Source organism: Sphaerisporangium aureirubrum, from assembly GCF_042658925.1.
Lineage (GTDB): Bacteria > Actinomycetota > Actinomycetes > Streptosporangiales > Streptosporangiaceae > Sphaerisporangium > Sphaerisporangium aureirubrum.
Genome location: NZ_JBHSRF010000026.1, coordinates 78,776 through 94,352 on the forward strand (window position 1 = coordinate 78,776; position 15,577 = coordinate 94,352).

The window sequence follows — 15,577 nt, forward strand, 5'->3', positions numbered from 1 at the left end:
TCCCGGGGGCGCGGCGTAACTTCGAAGCACGAGGGGCTCCGGTCACCGGACGAGGAACGACAAGGTGGGCAACATGGCTGGAGATCGGCCGGGGACGCCGGACGAGGTCGGCTCGAACGAGGCGACCCGGGCGGTACGGCGCCCGGCGGGCGGGGGCGCGCAGGACCCGTGGGCCGCCCCTCCGGGCGGCGGACACACCCCGGGGGGTGGGCGTGGGGACGCCTACTCGGCCGGGCAGCCCGCGTACCGCGCGCCCGCCGGCAGCGGGCGGGGCGGCGCCGACATCGCGAACGAGCCGACCATGCGGGGGGTCCTGCCGGGCGAGGCGCCGCAGGTCGCGGAGTCCCCCTCCGGCGACGACCGAGCCCGCGGCAGGTCCAAGGTCTACGGCAAGCCGCGCGCGGGCCAGGCTCCGGTCCGGCCGCTGCCCGGCGCCGCGAGCCCCCTGCCGCCCGACGACCCGGGCCGCGGCGCCCGCGGGCCACGGCCGCCGCGCCGCACCGGCCGCATCATCCTGCGGGTCGTGGCGGTCCTGGTGGTGCTGCTGGTCGTGCTCGCCGTCGGCGGCTTCTTCTGGATCAACTCCCGGCTCCAGCCGATCGACGCGCTCACCGACTACGACGGCCGTCCCGCCGCCACCCCCGGCGAGGACTGGCTGCTGGTGGGCTCGGACAGCCGGGCCGGGCTGACGGCCGCGCAGCGCAGGAAGCTCGCCACCGGCAGGGCGGGCGGCAAGCGCACCGACACGATGATGCTCCTGCACGTGCCGAGCGGCGACGGCAAGCCCACCCTGGTCAGCCTGCCCCGCGACTCCTACGTGCCCATCGACGGGCACGGCAGCGACAAGCTCAACGCCGCGTACTCCTTCGGCGGCCCCAAGCTGCTGGCCAAGACGGTCGAGAAGGTGACGGGGATCCGGCTCGACCACTACATGGAGATCGGGTTCGGGGGGTTCGTCGGCATCGTCGACGCGATCGGCGGGGTGAACATCTGCGTCAAGCAGAACATCAACGACCCCAAGGCCGGGATCAACCTGAAGAAGGGCTGCCAGGACATGGACGGCGGGACCGCGCTCGGCTTCGTGCGCACCCGCAAGACCGGCAACATCCCGGACTTCGACCGCACCCAGCGGCAGCGGCAGTTCTTCGCCTCGGTGGTCAAGAAGGCCGCGAGCCCCGGCGTGCTGCTCAACCCGTTCCGGTCGATCCCGCTGGCCGCGAGCGCCACCGACTCGGTCGCGGTCGACCCCGGCACCGGCGCGTTCGACCTGCTGTCCCTCGGCCTCGCGATGAGCGGCGACCCGATCACCACGGCGGTGCCCATCGGCTCGCTGCCGACCATCAACAACGCGGCCGTGGTCAAGTGGGACACCCAGCGGGCCCTGCGGCTGTTCAACTCCCTCGCGGAGGACAAGCCCGTGCCGAAGGACGTCCTCAGCAAATAGCCCGGCTCGTCCCTGTAAGGACTCCGTAATCGCGTACCACGCCGGATCGTGGGCCGTGACGTGCTCTGCTGGAGAACGACACGGCTCGCGTCCCACGGAGGGGAGGGAGCGCGCGCCCCGGCCCGGGACGCGCGCGGCGGAGGATGGACGTCAGAAGAATCGCTCGGCACCCGGTGACCTGGGGGGCCGCCGTCGTGCTCGCGCTGGGCTTCGCCGGCGCCCTGTACCTGTTCCAGCCCTGGCGGCTGTTCACCACCGTCCGGGTGGACGAGCCGGTGCCGCCCGCCGCGGCGGCGCCCCCCGTCGCCGGGGCCGAGTCCTCCGCCCCAGCCACCGAGTCCGCCGCGCCCGAGGTGATCGCAACGGGGAGGTTCGTCTCGCACGAGCACGCCACCTCGGGCACGGCACGGATCCTGCGGCTTGCCGACGGCAGCCGGGTGCTGCGTGTCGAGGACCTCGACACCTCCGACGGCCCCGACCTGCGGGTGTGGCTCAGCGACCAGCCGGTCAAGGAGGGCACGGCTGGGTGGCGGGTCTTCGACGACGGCGCGTGGGTGGAGCTCGGCGCGCTCAAGGGCAACCAGGGCAACGCCAACTACGCGATCCCGGCCGACGCCGACCTCGGCGAGCTGACCAGCGTGACCATCTGGTGCCGCAGGTTCGCCGTCTCCTTCGGCGCCGCCGCGTTGAAGGCCTGATCAGGGGGACGGACCGGGATGCCGCCGGGGGGGCGGCATCCCCGCGCGGCGGTTAGGGTGAGGCCATGCCGGAGCTTCCCGAAGTGGAGTCGCTCGCCGTGTTCCTGCGCGAGCGCGCCGCCGGTCGCCAGATCGCGGTGGTCGAGGTGGTCGCCTTCCAGGCGCTGAAGACGGTGGATCCTCCCCCTTCGGCGCTCGGCGGGCTGACGGTGACCGGCGTGGCCCGGTACGGCAAGTTCCTCGACCTCGACTGTGACGGCCTGCACTTCATCACGCACCTGGCCAGGGGCGGCTGGCTGCGCTGGCGCGACGACCTGTCCGCCGCCAAGCCGGTGCGGCCGGGCAAGGGCCCGCTGGCGGTGCGGGTGCGGCTGGCGCCGGACGACGACGGCCTGGCGCCGGGCTTCGAGCTCACCGAGGCGGGCACCCAGAAACGGCTGGCCGTGTACGTCGTCCGCGACCCCGCCGACGTGCCCGGCATCGCGAGCCTCGGCCCGGACCCTCTGGCGTCCGACTTCACCGCCGAGGCGCTCGGCGCGATCCTCGGCGGCAGCCGTACCCAGATCAAAGGCCTGCTGCGCGACCAGAAGGTGATCGCGGGCATCGGCAACGCCTACTCCGACGAGGTGCTGCACGCGGCGCGCATGTCGCCCTTCAAGATCGCGGGCTCGCTGACGGCCGACGAGACGGCCCGCCTGCACGAGGCGATCGTCACCACCCTGCGCGAGGCCATGGAGCGCTCGCGCGGCATGGCCGCCAAGGACCTCAAGGCCGAGAAGAGGTCGGGCCTGCGGGTGCACGGCCGCGCCGGCGAGATCTGCGACGTGTGCGGCGACACGATCAGAGAGGTGTCGTTCGCCGACTCCTCGCTGCAGTACTGCCCCACGTGCCAGACCGGGGGCAAGCCGCTGGCCGACCGCCGGATGTCCCGCCTGCTCAAGTAGGCCGGCGTCCGCCACGCGGCGGCGGCTCGCGCGCGACCGGGAGCGGCGACAATGGTCGCATGAACGTGCCAGAGATCGAGGCCGGTGCGGTGCCCGAGGACGTCTTCCTGCTCGACGTGCGCGAGCCGGACGAATGGCTGGCGGGCCACGCGCCCACCGCCGTCCACATCCCGCTCGGCATGCTGCAGCAGCGGGTGGACGAGCTCCCGGCGGGCGTGCCCGTCTACGTGGTGTGCAAGGTGGGCGGCCGCTCGGCCAGTGCCACCGCGTGGCTCAACCACGTGGGCCGCGAGGCCGTCAACGTCGGCGGCGGGATGCAGTCGTGGGCCGCCGCCGGACGCCCGATGGTGGCCGATCATGGGGGGCGGCCCTTCGTGGCCTAGCGGACGAATGTAATAATTCGGTCAAACTCCATTACCGCGGGAGCTCGGGCGCGACCGGGCTGAGAGGGCGGTTCCCAGCGTGACTGGGCGCGCCGCCGACCGCCGAACCTGTCCGGGTAATGCCGGCGTAGGGAGCGTGCGATGACGGCCGCCGTCGATGAAGCCCCGCTGACACTCGACCAGGCTCCGCCGAAGACCCTCGGCGCCCTCGACCAGGGGGCCTTCTGGGCCAACCTCGGGGTGAGCCTCCTCGGGTTCTCCGGGGCCCTTCTGCTGCTCGACCCGCTCGGCGGCGCGCCGCTCGGCATCGGCGCGGCCGTGCTCGCCGCGGTGGTGGGCAGCCTGATCGGCACGGCCATGGTCGGCCTGGCCGCCGTGCCCGGCGCGCGGACCGGCGCCCCGGCGATGGTGCTGCTGCGCGGCCTGTTCGGCGCCCGGCTGTCGTACGTGCCCACCGTCCTCAACATCGTGCAGATGTTCGGCTGGGGGGCCTTCGAGCTGTGGGTGATCGCCACCGGGGCGCAGGCGATCTTCGGGGACGCGGTGCCGTACCAGATCTGGGTGGTCGCGGCGGGGGCGCTGACCGTCGGGCTGACCATCCGGCCGCTCGGCATGATCCGCCTGCTGCGCCGGTTCGTCACCGCGGGCGTGGTGGTCGCGATGATCTGGCTCACGGTCGCGCTGGTCCGCCAGGCGCCGAGCCTCGGCACCGGGAGCTGGACGGCCTTCGCCCCGGCCGTGGACTACGTGATCGCGTTGTCGGTCTCCTGGGTGCCGGTGGCCGCCGACTACGCCCGGCACTCGCGTTCCGGCCGGGCGGCCTTCGGCGGGGTGGTGACCGGGTACACGATCGCCCAGGTGGCCTGCCTGGTGCTCGGCATCCTGGCGCTCGCCCTGGTGGGCAACGACCCCGGCCGGGTGTGGGAGGCGTTCGTCGCGGTGCCGCTCGGCGGGCTGTTCTTCGGCGTGCTGGTGCTGCGGGAGACCGACCAGTCGTTCGCCAACGTGTACTCCACCGCGATGTCCCTGCAGAACCTGATGCCGCGGGTGGACCGGCGCGTGCTGTCCGTCGCGGTCGGCGCGCTGACCACGGTGATCGCGCTGTTCGCCGACGTGAACTCCTACGGCGCCTTCCTCGGTGTGATCGGCGCGGTGTTCGTGCCGATGTTCGCCGTGCTCGCGGTGGACTACTTCCTGCTCGGCGGGTCCGCCCGCTGGGACACCTCCGCCGCCGCCCCCGCCCGGTGGGTGATGATCGTGCCGTGGGTGCTCGGCTTCGTGGCCTACTGGCTGGTCACGGCGGTGCCGACGCTCGACCCGTGGGACGCGTGGTGGGCCACGGTGCGGGAGTCCGTGGGGTTCGAGCGTCAGCCGTGGATGAACGCGGCGCTGGCGGCTTTCCTGGTGGCCGCGCTGGTGACGCTCGTCACACGGTTCCTTCCAGGCGGAGCAGCCGCTCCTTCGCGGCGAGACCCCCGGCGTACTTCCCGAGACGACCCGGCGCCTCGATGACCCGGTGGCAGGGCACGATGACGCAGACCGGGTCGGCCGTCAGCGCGTTGCCGATGGCGCGCAGCGCCTGCGGGCGGCCCATGCGCTCCGCTATCTCCGGATAGGTGGTGAGGCTGCCGTACGGGATGGCCATGGTCATCTGGAGCACCGTGCGGGCGAACGGCGTGGCGAGGCGGAGGTCCACCGGAACGGTGAACGCCCGCAGCCTGCCGGAGAAGTACGCGTCGATCTGGCGCCGCACAGGGTCCAGCCGCCGGGGGTCGGGGCCGATGAACGTGCCGAGGGCCCGGGTGATCCGGGCGAAGACGGTGTGTTCGTCCTCGTAGCTGCACGCGACCAGGCCGCGCCCGGTCACCGCCAGCGCCAGCCGTCCCACGGGGGTGTCGGTCATGCCGAACGCGACCTCGGGAGGAGTCTCGCCCACGTAACCGGGGGCGGTCAGCCGTACCAGGGCCTCCAGGTCGCCCGCAGTCATGACCACCCCTCCCCGGTCCCCGCTACCGGCAGCGTAGCGGAGCGGAGGCCGAAGACGGCCCTGGGCTGATCGACGGCATGTCGCCGGCACCCCGCCCCGGCGGTCACATGGCGGTCGGTGCGAGGAATGCGATGATTCGCACAGCGAAACCCGGCGAGACGGCGACGGAAAACAGGCACGATGGAGGCCATGAGCGACGACAGCGAGCAGATGGTGGCGAACGCCGACGACGGCCTCGCCCGCGCCGTCGTCGCCTGCTCCGCCAGCGCCGTCGTGGCGCTCGACCGCGATCTCTCCGTCCTTGCCTGGAACCCCGCCGCCGAGCACCTGTTCGGGTGGGACGCCGCCGAGCTGACCGGGCGGCGGGCGCCGATCGTCCCCGACGAGCTGATGGCCGAGCACAACGCGGTGCTGGAACGCGCCCGCACCGGCGGCCCGGTGTCTCTGCGCACCAAACGCTTCCGCAAGGACGGCGCGCTGCTCGACGTCGGGGTGGACATCAGCGCCCTGCGCTCCGACGGCGGCGCGCTGCTCGGGTACGTCAGCGTCTACCACCCGGTCGACGACGACCGCGCGGCCCGGGAACGCGGCGCCCGCCGGGCCCGTCTGGTGCGGCGCCTCACCGACGTGGTGGCCGACATCAACGCCGAGCTGGAGCTCCCGCACGTCCTGGACCGCATCGCCGAGAGCCTCACCGAGCTCACCGGGGCCGACGCCGGGGGCTTCGTGCTGATCGAGAACGGGCGGTTGCGGCTGGTCAGCACGCACGGCCTGCCGGGCGACCTGCGCGGCGCCACCGCCGACCTGCGCACCAGCCTGGTCGGCAAGCTGCTGCGCACCGGCAAGACCGTGCTGCTGGAGACCGGCGACCAGGCCATGCTGGACGAGCTGATCTGGTCGGAACTACCCGGCCTGCACACCATCGCGCTCGGCGTCGCCGCGGTGGGCGGGCGTCCGTACGGCGCGCTGTACGCGCTGTTCGCCCAGCACAAGGCCGGTCACATCGAGCTGGAGCTGCTGGAGCTGCTCGCCGGGCACGCCGGCATCGCGCTCGGCAACGCCATGGCGTACCAGGACGCGGTGCGGCAGCGGGCGCACGAGCGCGCGGTGGTGGACGCCAGCGCCGACGGCATCGCGGTGCTGGACGAGTCCGGTTTCGTGCGCCAGTGGAACCCCGCCGCCGAGGAGCTGACCGGTCTGCCCGCCGCCGAGGTCATCGGCGGCCGGCCGCCGTTCCCGCTGCCCGCGCCGGGTGAGAAGCTCACCACCCAGCTGCCGTCCGGCCGCTGGCTGGACGTGGTGAGCGCCGAGATCGCCGAGACCGCCGAGGTGGTGGTCGACTTCCGGGACGTGACCAGGGCCAAGGAGCTGGAGGAGGCCAAGGACCTCTTCCTGGCCACCACCAGCCACGAGCTGCGCACCCCGATCACCGTCGTGCAGGGATTCGCCAGCACGCTGGACGCGCGCTGGGACAAGATGTCGGACGTCGAGCGGCGCTCGGCCGTGCGCACCATCGCCGAGCGGTCCCGCTCGCTCGGCCAGCTCATGGACCACCTGCTGCTCGGCGCGCGGGCCGGCGCCAAGGAACTGAAGGTCCGCGTCGAGAGCTTCGACCTCGGGGAACGCGTCCGGGCCGCCACGCTCGGCATGACCGCCCTGTCGGACAAGCACCAGGTCGAGGTGGACATCCCGTCCGGCCTGCCGCCGGTGGACGGCGACACGCTGGCCACCGACATCCTTCTTGGCCAGCTCCTGGAGAACGCTTTCAAGTACTCGCCGGACGGCGGGCTGATCCGGGTCGCCGTCTGGCGGGAGGACGACCACGTGGTGCTCGCCGTGGACGACGAAGGCGTGGGCATCGCGCCGGACGACCGCGATCGGGTGTTCGAGCGGTTCGTCCAGGCCGACAGCGGCGACCGGCGCCGGTTCGGCGGAGTCGGACTCGGGCTTTACATCGCGCGCAGTCTCGCCAGGGCGCAGGGCGGGGACGTGACGGCGCATCCGCGGCCCGGTGGCGGCACGCGAATGCGTTTCGTTCTGGCCGCGAGTGACGCCTATATCGAATCCGACACACCGAAGCGGTAACGAGCCGGTAACGGTTGCCTTCGCCTATTGTCGTTTCTGCACAAGCTGTGATCGCGACGCGGTTTCCCTGACCAGTCAACGGGGCATTTCGGTCTTACTGGGATGTGTTTCCTCTGGGGGAATGCAGGGATCGGGGAAGTGAGGGCGTCGTGCTGTTGCCGTATGCGCCGACCAGCGTCGCGCTCGCCCGACGTCGACTCAGTGCCGATCTCGCGGAACGCGGAGTGTTCGACTCCGCGGTCGAGGACGCCATCCTGGTGGTGAGCGAACTGCTCAGCAACGCGCTACGACACGCGCATCCGCTGCCGTCCGGCCAGATCATGGCCACCTGGGACTGGGCCGACGACCACCTGGAGGTGACGGTGAGCGACGGCGGCGCGGCGACCGAACCCCGCGCCGGACGGCCCGCCCTTTCCTCGCTCGGCGGACGCGGGCTCGGCATCGTCGAATTCCTCGCCACTCGGTGGGGCGTGCGGCATGACGGAGAAGTGACCACTGTCTGGGCGGTATTGCCGGCCCCGGTCCCGGTGCTGGAACCACAAATCAGGGCGCCCGAAATGGGAATTCTACGCGAGTGCGGATAGCGGTTCCCGGCTGATAGGGCATGACATGCACCGAGGCCCGCCTCGGCCGCTTCCCAGCTCGCTGCCCGCGATCCTGATCACCTTGACCCCGGCCGCCTCCAGGCGCGCGTTGGTCTCCACGTTCCGCTCGTACGCCACCGCGACCCGCGGCGCCAGCGCCAGCGTGTTGTTCCCGTCGTCCCACTGCTCCCGCTCGGCGGTCACCGGGTCCAGGCCGGTGTCGATCACTTTCACCCGCTCGATCCCCATCGCGCGCGCCGCCGCCTCCAGGAACGGCCGGGGCTCGGCGACGCGCAACTCGTCGTCGGCGGTCATCGTCACCGTGTGGGCCTGAAGCGAATAGGCCACCGGCGGGTACATCACCACGGTGTCCACGTCGACCATCGTGCAGATGGTGTCGAGGTGCATGGTCGCCCGCTGCTGGGCGATCGGCACGGCCAGCACGGTGTGCGCGAGGCCCATGGCGAACACCCGGCGGCACAGGCGCTCCACCCCCGCCGGGGTCGTGCGCTCCCCGGTCCCGACCGCGATGACGCCCGGCGCCATCAGCAGCACGTCGCCGCCCTCCAGGTGCTCCAGCCACGGCTCGTACAGGTGCTCGATCCCGGCGAACCTCGGGTGATGGGTGTAGATCAGCCGGGTGAGCAGGCTCTCCCGGGCGCGGGCGGGCATGGCGAGGCTGGTCACCGCGACCCGGTCGCCGATCCACACGCTGGAGTCCCGGGTGAACAGCAGGTTGGGCAGCGGGTCGACGACGAAGTCGTGCCGGTCCATCAGGTCGAACACCAGGCCGCGGCCGGTCTTCAGCTCCTCACGGGCCAGCCCCGAGATCAGCGTCTGGGCGAGGTCCTCGGGGTCCATGCCTTCCAGGTGGCGCCGGGTGAGCTGCGCCAGCCGGTCGCCGAGCTGCCGGTCCGCCAGCACCGCCGGGATGATCTCCTCGCGGGCCGCCTCGTACTCCAGGGTGTCCTGGAGCAGCTCGGTCAGGTAGAGCACCTCGACCCCGTGGTCGCGCAGCGCCTCGGCGAACGCGTCGTGCTCCTCCTGGGCCCGGCCCACCCACGGGATCGCGTCGAACAGCAGTTTGTCGCTGTTGCGCGGGGTGAGCCGTTTGAGCTCGGCACCCGGGCGGTGCAGCATCACCGTCGCCAGCCGTCCGACCTCGCTGTCGGCACCGTTCATGGTTCGGTCCTCTCCCCGCCGGGCGCGCGTTTCCGACCTTCAACGGTAATGGGACGGCGCGCCCCGGCGGAGAGCCGGGGCCGCGGTCAGGCGGGCCGCGGGTACAGCAGAACCCGCTCCGCCGCCGCCCACGCCGTGCTGACCAGCAGGTACAGGACCGCGGCCAGGGGGACGAACGCGGCGAACACCACCGTGCCGAACGGCAGCAGCCGCAACACCCGCGGCTGCACCTCCCCCATCCGGCGCGAGACCACCCACGCCACGACGGCCAGCAGGGCGAACAGCCCGAGGAAGACCAGCGCCGGGGCGCCGAACAGGCCTCCCCCCGCCACCGCGACGGCGAAGTGCTCGCCGAGCGGCACCCCGAGCGCGCTCTGCGCGAGCAGCAGGTTGGGGTGCCCCGCGATGGTGGCCGACAGGAAGACGCGGTAGGTGACCAGGAAGAACGGCGCCTGTGCCAGGCCGGGCAGCAGCCCGGCGAACATCGACGTGCCCGCCGCGCGGTACAGCGCGGAGGTCTCCCGCATCATCCGCTCGGGGTCGCGGGCGAAGCGCTTCCTGAGCGCCTCCACCTTCGGCGCGAGGCGCAGCCGCGCCTTCGCGGCGGCGGCCTGGCGCAGGGTGAGCGGCAGCAGCAGCAGCCGCACGGCCAGGGTGAACAGGACGATCGCGAGAGCGGGCCCGGTGAGCGAGCCGAGGGCGGTGATGAGCCGGTATACGGATTCGAGAACGATGTCGAACATGACGGAAGGGTCCCTTCGCCGTCGGAGATGGACGAGACGAAAGCACCCGCCGGGAACCGGCGCGGGAAACAGCCGTGACGGCCGCGGGGCACGCTCCGCGTGCCGGGGCGGCGGCCTGACTAAGGCGTGCCGGGACGCGCGACGGGCGCGGGACCGGGGGACGGCGCTCTCGGGCGCGGGCGGCCCGCCGCGGCCGGATGAAGCAGCCGTACGAACGGGACGTGCTCGGCGCCCTGGCGGAACCTGACGGCCGGGGCCGTGGCGTGCGGCACCGCCGGGCGGCGCACCGCCCAGGCGAGCAGGAGCAGGGTGACCCCCACCAGGCCGACCGCCGTCAGCGTCGCCGGGCTGGTCTGCCCCGCGACGAGCTGCGCGAGCAGCGCGACGGCCGAGCCGAGGAGGGTCATCGGGTCACTTGGAGAGCTTGCCCACGACCGTCACGGCCGCGACCGCGACAAGGGCGATGACGCCGATGATGAGCAGCACCTTGACGATGCCGAACAGCGCGGGGATCAGCAGTCCGAACACCACGTACACCGCGAGGAGGACGCCGAGGATGGACAACACGATGCGGGCCATATGCAGAAGGTACGTCGTGCCGGGGCCCGCCGCGAGGGATCGGCGATCAATGGGTGAGATCGTGACCTTGCCGCGGCCCGCTTACGAAGTGGTGACGGAGTTCGTGGAACGCACCAGATCGGCTCTACGGTGGAGATCTGGTGTCCCGGGACCGGGCCGACGAGCGGAGGGGAGAGCCGCCTTCCATGGCCGAAGCCACAGTTCTTCACCGGGCCCGGCCGGCCGGTGGTCCGCCGGCCTCCGGGCGTCGCGACGAGGCGGACGGGGTGGAGCGGTGATGAGCGCGTCGCCGCCGGCCCGGATCCTGGTGGTGGACGACGACCCCACCGTGGCGGAGGTCGTCGTCAAATACCTGGAACGCGACGGGCACAAGGTGGAGAGTGTCGGCGACGGCGCCGAGGCGCTGCGCCGGGCCCTCGCCGACCCGCCCGACCTGCTCGTGCTCGACCTGATGCTGCCCGGCATGGACGGCCTCCAGGTCTGCAAGAAGCTGCGGGAACGCTGGCCGGTCCCCGTCATCATGCTCACCGCGCTCGGTGAGGAGATCGACCGCGTCGTGGGCCTGGAGACCGGCGCCGACGACTACGTCACCAAGCCGTTCAGCCCCCGCGAGCTGGCGCTGCGCGTGCAGTCCGTGCTGCGCAGGGCCCGCGGCGCCCTAGTCACCACGGGCACCGGCGTGCTGCGGGACGCCGACCTGGTGGTGGACGTCGGGGCGCACGAGGTGCGGCTCGGCGGGCACGAGATCACGCTGACCGCGCGGGAGTACGACCTGCTGGCCTACCTCATGCGTAACCCCCGGCAGGCGTTCAGCCGGGCCGCGCTGCTCGACCAGGTCTGGGGATGGTCGTTCGGCGACTCGTCCACCGTGACCGTGCACGTGCGCAGGCTGCGGGAGAAGATCGAGCCCGACCCGACCGCGCCGCGGCGGATCGTCACCGTCTGGGGCGTCGGGTACCGCTACGAACCGGTGGCGCCGTGAGCCGGCCCGCCGCCCACCGGCCGTGATCCTCCAGATCATCGCGGTCACCGCGAGCCTCGGGCTGCTGATCGCGGCGCTCGGCCTCTCGGTGCTGTGGCTGCTGCGCGGCCGTTCCATCGGGGTCATGCTGGCCGTCGTCGCCGTGGTGACCGTCGCGGCCACGCTCGCGGGGGTGGTCGCGATCACCATGGAGATGATCATTGACGGGCACCCCAAGGACGTCGTGCTGACCGTGGTCGCCATCGCCGGCCTGGTCGGGCTCGGGGTGGCCCTGGTCGTCGCGCGTCAGGTGGTCGCCGCCAGCAGGCGGCTGGTCGTCTCGGTCGAGGCGGTGTCGTCGTCCCTGGAGTTCACCCCGCCGCCCGGCCCGCTGCCCGCCGAGCTGCGCACCATCGCGCGGGCCCTGGACCAGGCGTACGAGCGGCTCCGCGAGGGCCACGAACGGGAGAGGGCGCTGGAGGGCGCGCGGCGCGAACTGGTCGCCTGGGTCAGCCACGACCTGCGCACCCCGCTCGCGGGCATGCGGGCCATGGTGGAGGCGCTGGAGGACGGGGTGGTCGACGACACCGCGACCGTCCGGCGGTACCACAACCAGATCAGGCTCGAAGTGGACCGGCTCGCGCACATGGTGGACGACCTGTTCGAGCTGTCCCGCATCCACGCGGGCGCGCTGCGGCTCACCCCGCGCCGCGTCGGCCTCGGCGATCTCGTGGCCGACGCGCTCGCGGGCGTCGAGGCCCTGGCCAGGGCCAAGGGCGTGCGGCTGACGGGGGAGACCCCGCCGGTGCTGCCGGTGTACGCCGACGCCGCCGAGCTCGGGCGGGCGCTGCGCAACCTCGTGGTCAACGCGATCCGCCACACCCCCCAGGACGGGGCCGTGGTGGTGCGGGCCACCGCGGACGACGGCACCGTGCGGTTGTCGGTGGCCGACGCCTGCGGCGGCATCCCCGAGGACGACCTACCACGGGTCTTCGACGTGGCCTTCCGCGGCGAGGCCGCGCGGACCCCTGGCCCCGATCGGGGCGCGGGGCTCGGGCTCGCCATCGCCCGCGGCATCGTCGAAGCGCACGAAGGCGCCATCGCCGTCGTCAACGAAGGCCCTGGGTGCCGCTTCGAGATCAGCCTCCCCCTCTCGGTCCCGCCCGCCTCCTGACCCGTTCCTGTTCGCCTCGGCCAGGGAGTCCAGCGCCTCGCACATGGCGCGGAACGTCGGGCACGGCCAGCGCCACATGCAGCTGCGGCAGCGCAGGATCGGGTGGGCCGCGTCGCTGGTGATGCCCCCCGCGTCCCTCGGCTGGTGCAGGTCGAGCAGCCGCAGGCCGAGCTCGGAGAAACACTTCAGCTCCGTGCGCGCCCCCGCCAGCAGATCGAGGTCGTCGACGGTGAGCCGCGTCCGGATCGGGACGTAGCCGTCCCGGTTGAGCAGTGGACGGAGTGGCTGGGCGGCGTCCCCCCACGCGCGGGCCCGCTCCGACCGGCCGAGTATGGCCTCCAATCGTTGCCGCATGCAGTGCCGCCGGGGGTCCTCGGGTAGTTCAGTGTTCATACGCGGTATCGGGCCCGTCGCAGTCCACGCCCGCCCCTCCTCCTCCAGATGACGACCGGATACGGAGGTTCCGGGCCTTCCCCCCTTCCGGCCGAGCCGATGTCGCATGGCGTCAAGCTTTGCGTACGCAGCGTTTCGGCGCGCGCGGAACCGGGGACAACAGGCGGACGACTCTTCGGTTATCGCGGTAGAACGTGACCCGGCGGCGGTACGGCGCTAGTGTGCCCGCTGTGGAGCTCAAGGTCTCGACTCGATCACATGCCGGCCACGCTATCTTGACGGTCGTCGGCGAAATCGACCTATATACCGCACCTCGTCTTCAGGCGGAGTTCGCCCGCCTGCTGGAGGCCGGTCCCGACCGCGTGGTCATCGACATGTCCGGCGTGGAGTTCTGCGACTCCACCGGCATGAACGTCCTGCTGTCAGCCCTGAAACGAATGCGAGAACGCGGCGGCGTCCTGGAGGTGGCCTCCCCTCGCCCCGCCGTCCGCAAAATCCTCCAGGTGACGGGTCTGGACTCCGTCTTCACCGTCCACGACACCGTCCCCCCCACCTACCTGACCCCCGACCACCCCAACTAGTCCCACTCCCTCCCCCCTCCCATATCCCGCGCCGCCCCCGGCGCGCCACCCCGGCGCCGCACCGCCCCGGCGCCCCAACCTCCCCCCAAACCGACCCGCAACGACGAAACACCCGGCGTCCCCACTCGGCGTCCCCAGCCGGTGTCCCCAGCCGGTGTCCCCAGCCGGTGTCCCCAGCCGGTGTCCCCAGCCGGTGTCCCCAGCCGGTGTCCCCACCCGGTGTCCCCACCCGGTGTCCCCACCCGGTGTCCCCACCCGGTGTCCCCACCCGGCGTCCCCGATCGGTGTCCCCACCCGGCGGCCAACCCCCAGGCGCCCCCACCCGCCCGGCGCGCCCCCGGCATCCGTCTCGAACCGGCGCCGCAACAACGGCACGTTCGGCGTCCCCGCTCGCGCTCTCGGCCGGTGTCCCCGCCCGGCGTGCCGACCCAGGCGCCCCCCACCCGCCCGGCGCGGTCCTTCGTGCCCCTCGCGGTCCGTCCTGGGAACCGGCGCCGTGACGGCGAGGCCGGGGACGGGGAGGGCGGCGGGGTGTTTCAGGGGTCGGGGGGGTTGGATGCCGGTACCGTGGGGCGGTGCCGCTGTGTGGCGGGGCGGCGGGCGTTCGGTTGGCGGGCGGTCGCCTTTCGGGAAAACGGGCGAGGGGTTATGAGCGGTCCATCGGTAGGGGTCGCGGTGGTCATCCCGGCCAAGGACGAAGGGGATCGGATCGGAGCCACCGTCGAGGCGGCGCTGACGATTCCGGGGGCCGAGCTCGTCGTGGTGGTGGACGACGGGTCGGCCGACGTCACCGGGAAGGTGGCCAAGGCGGCGGGGGCCCGGGTGGTGCGGCACGGCCGCAACCGGGGGAAGGCCGCGGCGATGGAGAGCGGCGCGGAGGCGGTGCGGCTCTTCGACGAAGGCGAGCCCCGCCATCTGCTCTTCCTGGACGCGGACCTCGCCGAGACGGCGGCCGCGGCCGCGCCTCTGGTCGAGCCGGTGGTCGCGGGTACCGCCGACATGACCATCGCGACCTTCGTCACCCGCGTCAAGCTCGGCGGCCACGGCTTCGTCGTCCGCCTGGCCCGCGACGGCATCCGCCGCGCCGTCGGCTGGGACGCCACCCAGCCGCTCAACGGCCAGCGCTGCCTGACCCGCGCCGCCTTCGAGGCGGCCCGTCCGCTCGCCCGGGGTTTCGGCGTCGAGACCGGCATGACGATCGACCTGCTGCGCAAGGGTTTCCGTGTCGTCGAGGTCGAGGTGAACATGGCCCACCGCGCCACCGGCACCGACTGGCACGCCCAGGTCCACCGCGCCCGCCAGTTCCGCGACGTCGGCCTGGCCCTGGCCCAGCGCACCCCCGTAACCACCCTCCTGCCCGCCACCCGCCGCTGACCAGCCACGAGCGACGTCCCGGCACTCCCCAGTGATGTGCTGGAATCGTCCCGTGAATCGGGACGGCACACCCCGCCGCACGGCGGCCACTCCCCGCGGCGGCGACCAGAAGCCCGCGACCGCTGAGAGCCCCCAGGTGCCCGCGTACCGCGAGGACGACCGATGACCCCCGGAGACGACCGGGTGACGCCCGAAGACGCCCTCCCGACGCCTGGAGCGGCCGACCGGCCGCACAGCGACCACATGACCGCGGCATCCGACCGGATGGGTTCGGAAGACGGCCGGGCGGCTGCGGGAGATGGCCGGGCGGGGTCGGGAGATGGCGGGGCAGGTCCGGGGGATGGCTTGGTGGGTGCGGGAGGTGGCCGGGTGGGGTCGGGAGATGGTGGGGCGGGTGCGCGGGGTGGCCGGGTGATCGGGGGGGAGGGGGGCGGTGGGGTGGTTGTGTGGGGGGGCTGATCGCGG

The 15,577-nt window shown here is 72.9% G+C and carries 17 protein-coding genes; 12 read left to right on the forward strand and 5 right to left on the reverse strand.

Annotated elements, in window-relative coordinates; translation table 11 throughout:
• Positions 1–73: 73 nt before the first annotated feature.
• The 5 genes from ACFP1K_RS19135 (at position 74) to ACFP1K_RS19155 (ending at position 4,981) form a co-directional block, all read left to right on the forward strand.
• Positions 74–1,444: an LCP family protein gene (locus tag ACFP1K_RS19135; protein WP_380755028.1), complete on the forward strand. Its 1,371-nt coding sequence runs from the start codon at positions 74–76 to the stop codon at positions 1,442–1,444.
• A 173-nt stretch (positions 1,445–1,617) separates the two neighbouring features.
• The gene (locus ACFP1K_RS19140; RefSeq protein ID WP_380755031.1) at positions 1,618–2,142 is read left to right on the forward strand and encodes a DM13 domain-containing protein; all 525 of its coding nucleotides are present in this window, start codon (positions 1,618–1,620) and stop codon (positions 2,140–2,142) included.
• A gap of 65 nt (positions 2,143–2,207) precedes the next feature.
• Positions 2,208–3,086 (forward strand): Fpg/Nei family DNA glycosylase, encoded by an 879-nt coding sequence (locus ACFP1K_RS19145; protein WP_380755035.1) that lies wholly within the window; start codon positions 2,208–2,210, stop codon positions 3,084–3,086.
• 59 nt (positions 3,087–3,145) lie between these two features.
• Positions 3,146–3,469 (forward strand): rhodanese-like domain-containing protein, encoded by a 324-nt coding sequence (locus ACFP1K_RS19150; protein ID WP_380755037.1) that lies wholly within the window; start codon positions 3,146–3,148, stop codon positions 3,467–3,469.
• Positions 3,470–3,610: 141 nt separating this feature from the next.
• Positions 3,611–4,981 carry a purine-cytosine permease family protein gene (locus ACFP1K_RS19155; protein ID WP_380755040.1) on the forward strand — a complete coding sequence of 457 codons (1,371 nt, stop codon included), beginning with the start codon at positions 3,611–3,613 and terminating at the stop codon, positions 4,979–4,981.
• Here ACFP1K_RS19155 and ACFP1K_RS19160 read toward each other — a convergent pair.
• Complete coding sequence (locus ACFP1K_RS19160; protein ID WP_380755043.1) at positions 4,896–5,456, reverse strand: methylated-DNA--[protein]-cysteine S-methyltransferase; 561 nt, start codon at positions 5,454–5,456, stop codon at positions 4,896–4,898. The genes ACFP1K_RS19155 and ACFP1K_RS19160 overlap by 86 nt on opposite strands.
• 189 nt (positions 5,457–5,645) lie before the next feature.
• Between ACFP1K_RS19160 and ACFP1K_RS19165 the strand changes: the two genes are divergently transcribed.
• Both ACFP1K_RS19165 and ACFP1K_RS19170 read left to right on the forward strand, forming a co-directional pair.
• On the forward strand, positions 5,646–7,541 hold the full coding sequence (locus ACFP1K_RS19165; RefSeq protein ID WP_380755046.1) for a PAS domain-containing sensor histidine kinase: 1,896 nt from the start codon (positions 5,646–5,648) through the stop codon (positions 7,539–7,541).
• Between the two features lie 149 nt (positions 7,542–7,690).
• On the forward strand, positions 7,691–8,125 hold the full coding sequence (locus ACFP1K_RS19170; RefSeq protein WP_380755050.1) for an ATP-binding protein: 435 nt from the start codon (positions 7,691–7,693) through the stop codon (positions 8,123–8,125).
• Here ACFP1K_RS19170 and ACFP1K_RS19175 read toward each other — a convergent pair.
• From ACFP1K_RS19175 to ACFP1K_RS19190, 4 genes are all read right to left on the reverse strand, one after another.
• Positions 8,108–9,307: an arginine deiminase gene (locus ACFP1K_RS19175; RefSeq protein ID WP_380755053.1), complete on the reverse strand. Its 1,200-nt coding sequence runs from the start codon at positions 9,305–9,307 to the stop codon at positions 8,108–8,110. The genes ACFP1K_RS19170 and ACFP1K_RS19175 overlap by 18 nt on opposite strands.
• 86 nt (positions 9,308–9,393) lie before the next feature.
• Positions 9,394–10,050, reverse strand: coding sequence for a YidC/Oxa1 family membrane protein insertase (locus ACFP1K_RS19180; protein WP_380755058.1), 657 nt, complete (start codon positions 10,048–10,050; stop codon positions 9,394–9,396).
• 119 nt (positions 10,051–10,169) lie between these two features.
• Positions 10,170–10,457, reverse strand: a complete 288-nt coding sequence (locus tag ACFP1K_RS19185) for a DUF6412 domain-containing protein (RefSeq protein ID WP_380755061.1) — start codon at positions 10,455–10,457, stop codon at positions 10,170–10,172.
• Between the two features lie 4 nt (positions 10,458–10,461).
• Positions 10,462–10,629, reverse strand: coding sequence for a hypothetical protein (locus ACFP1K_RS19190; RefSeq protein ID WP_380755065.1), 168 nt, complete (start codon positions 10,627–10,629; stop codon positions 10,462–10,464).
• A 277-nt stretch (positions 10,630–10,906) separates the two neighbouring features.
• Between ACFP1K_RS19190 and ACFP1K_RS19195 the strand changes: the two genes are divergently transcribed.
• The 5 genes from ACFP1K_RS19195 to ACFP1K_RS19215 all read left to right on the forward strand — a co-directional run bounded on the left by ACFP1K_RS19195 (position 10,907) and on the right by ACFP1K_RS19215 (position 15,112).
• Positions 10,907–11,611, forward strand: coding sequence for a response regulator transcription factor (locus tag ACFP1K_RS19195; RefSeq protein WP_380755068.1), 705 nt, complete (start codon positions 10,907–10,909; stop codon positions 11,609–11,611).
• Between the two features lie 22 nt (positions 11,612–11,633).
• Entirely contained in the window at positions 11,634–12,764 is a 1,131-nt protein-coding gene (locus tag ACFP1K_RS19200; RefSeq protein ID WP_380755071.1) for a sensor histidine kinase, read from the forward strand.
• Positions 12,765–12,807: 43 nt separating this feature from the next.
• Positions 12,808–13,020: a hypothetical protein gene (locus ACFP1K_RS19205; protein WP_380755074.1), complete on the forward strand. Its 213-nt coding sequence runs from the start codon at positions 12,808–12,810 to the stop codon at positions 13,018–13,020.
• 367 nt (positions 13,021–13,387) lie between these two features.
• Entirely contained in the window at positions 13,388–13,738 is a 351-nt protein-coding gene (locus ACFP1K_RS19210) for an STAS domain-containing protein (RefSeq protein WP_380755077.1), read from the forward strand.
• Positions 13,739–14,386: 648 nt separating this feature from the next.
• Complete coding sequence (locus tag ACFP1K_RS19215; RefSeq protein WP_380755080.1) at positions 14,387–15,112, forward strand: glycosyltransferase family 2 protein; 726 nt, start codon at positions 14,387–14,389, stop codon at positions 15,110–15,112.
• Positions 15,113–15,577 lie beyond the last annotated feature (465 nt).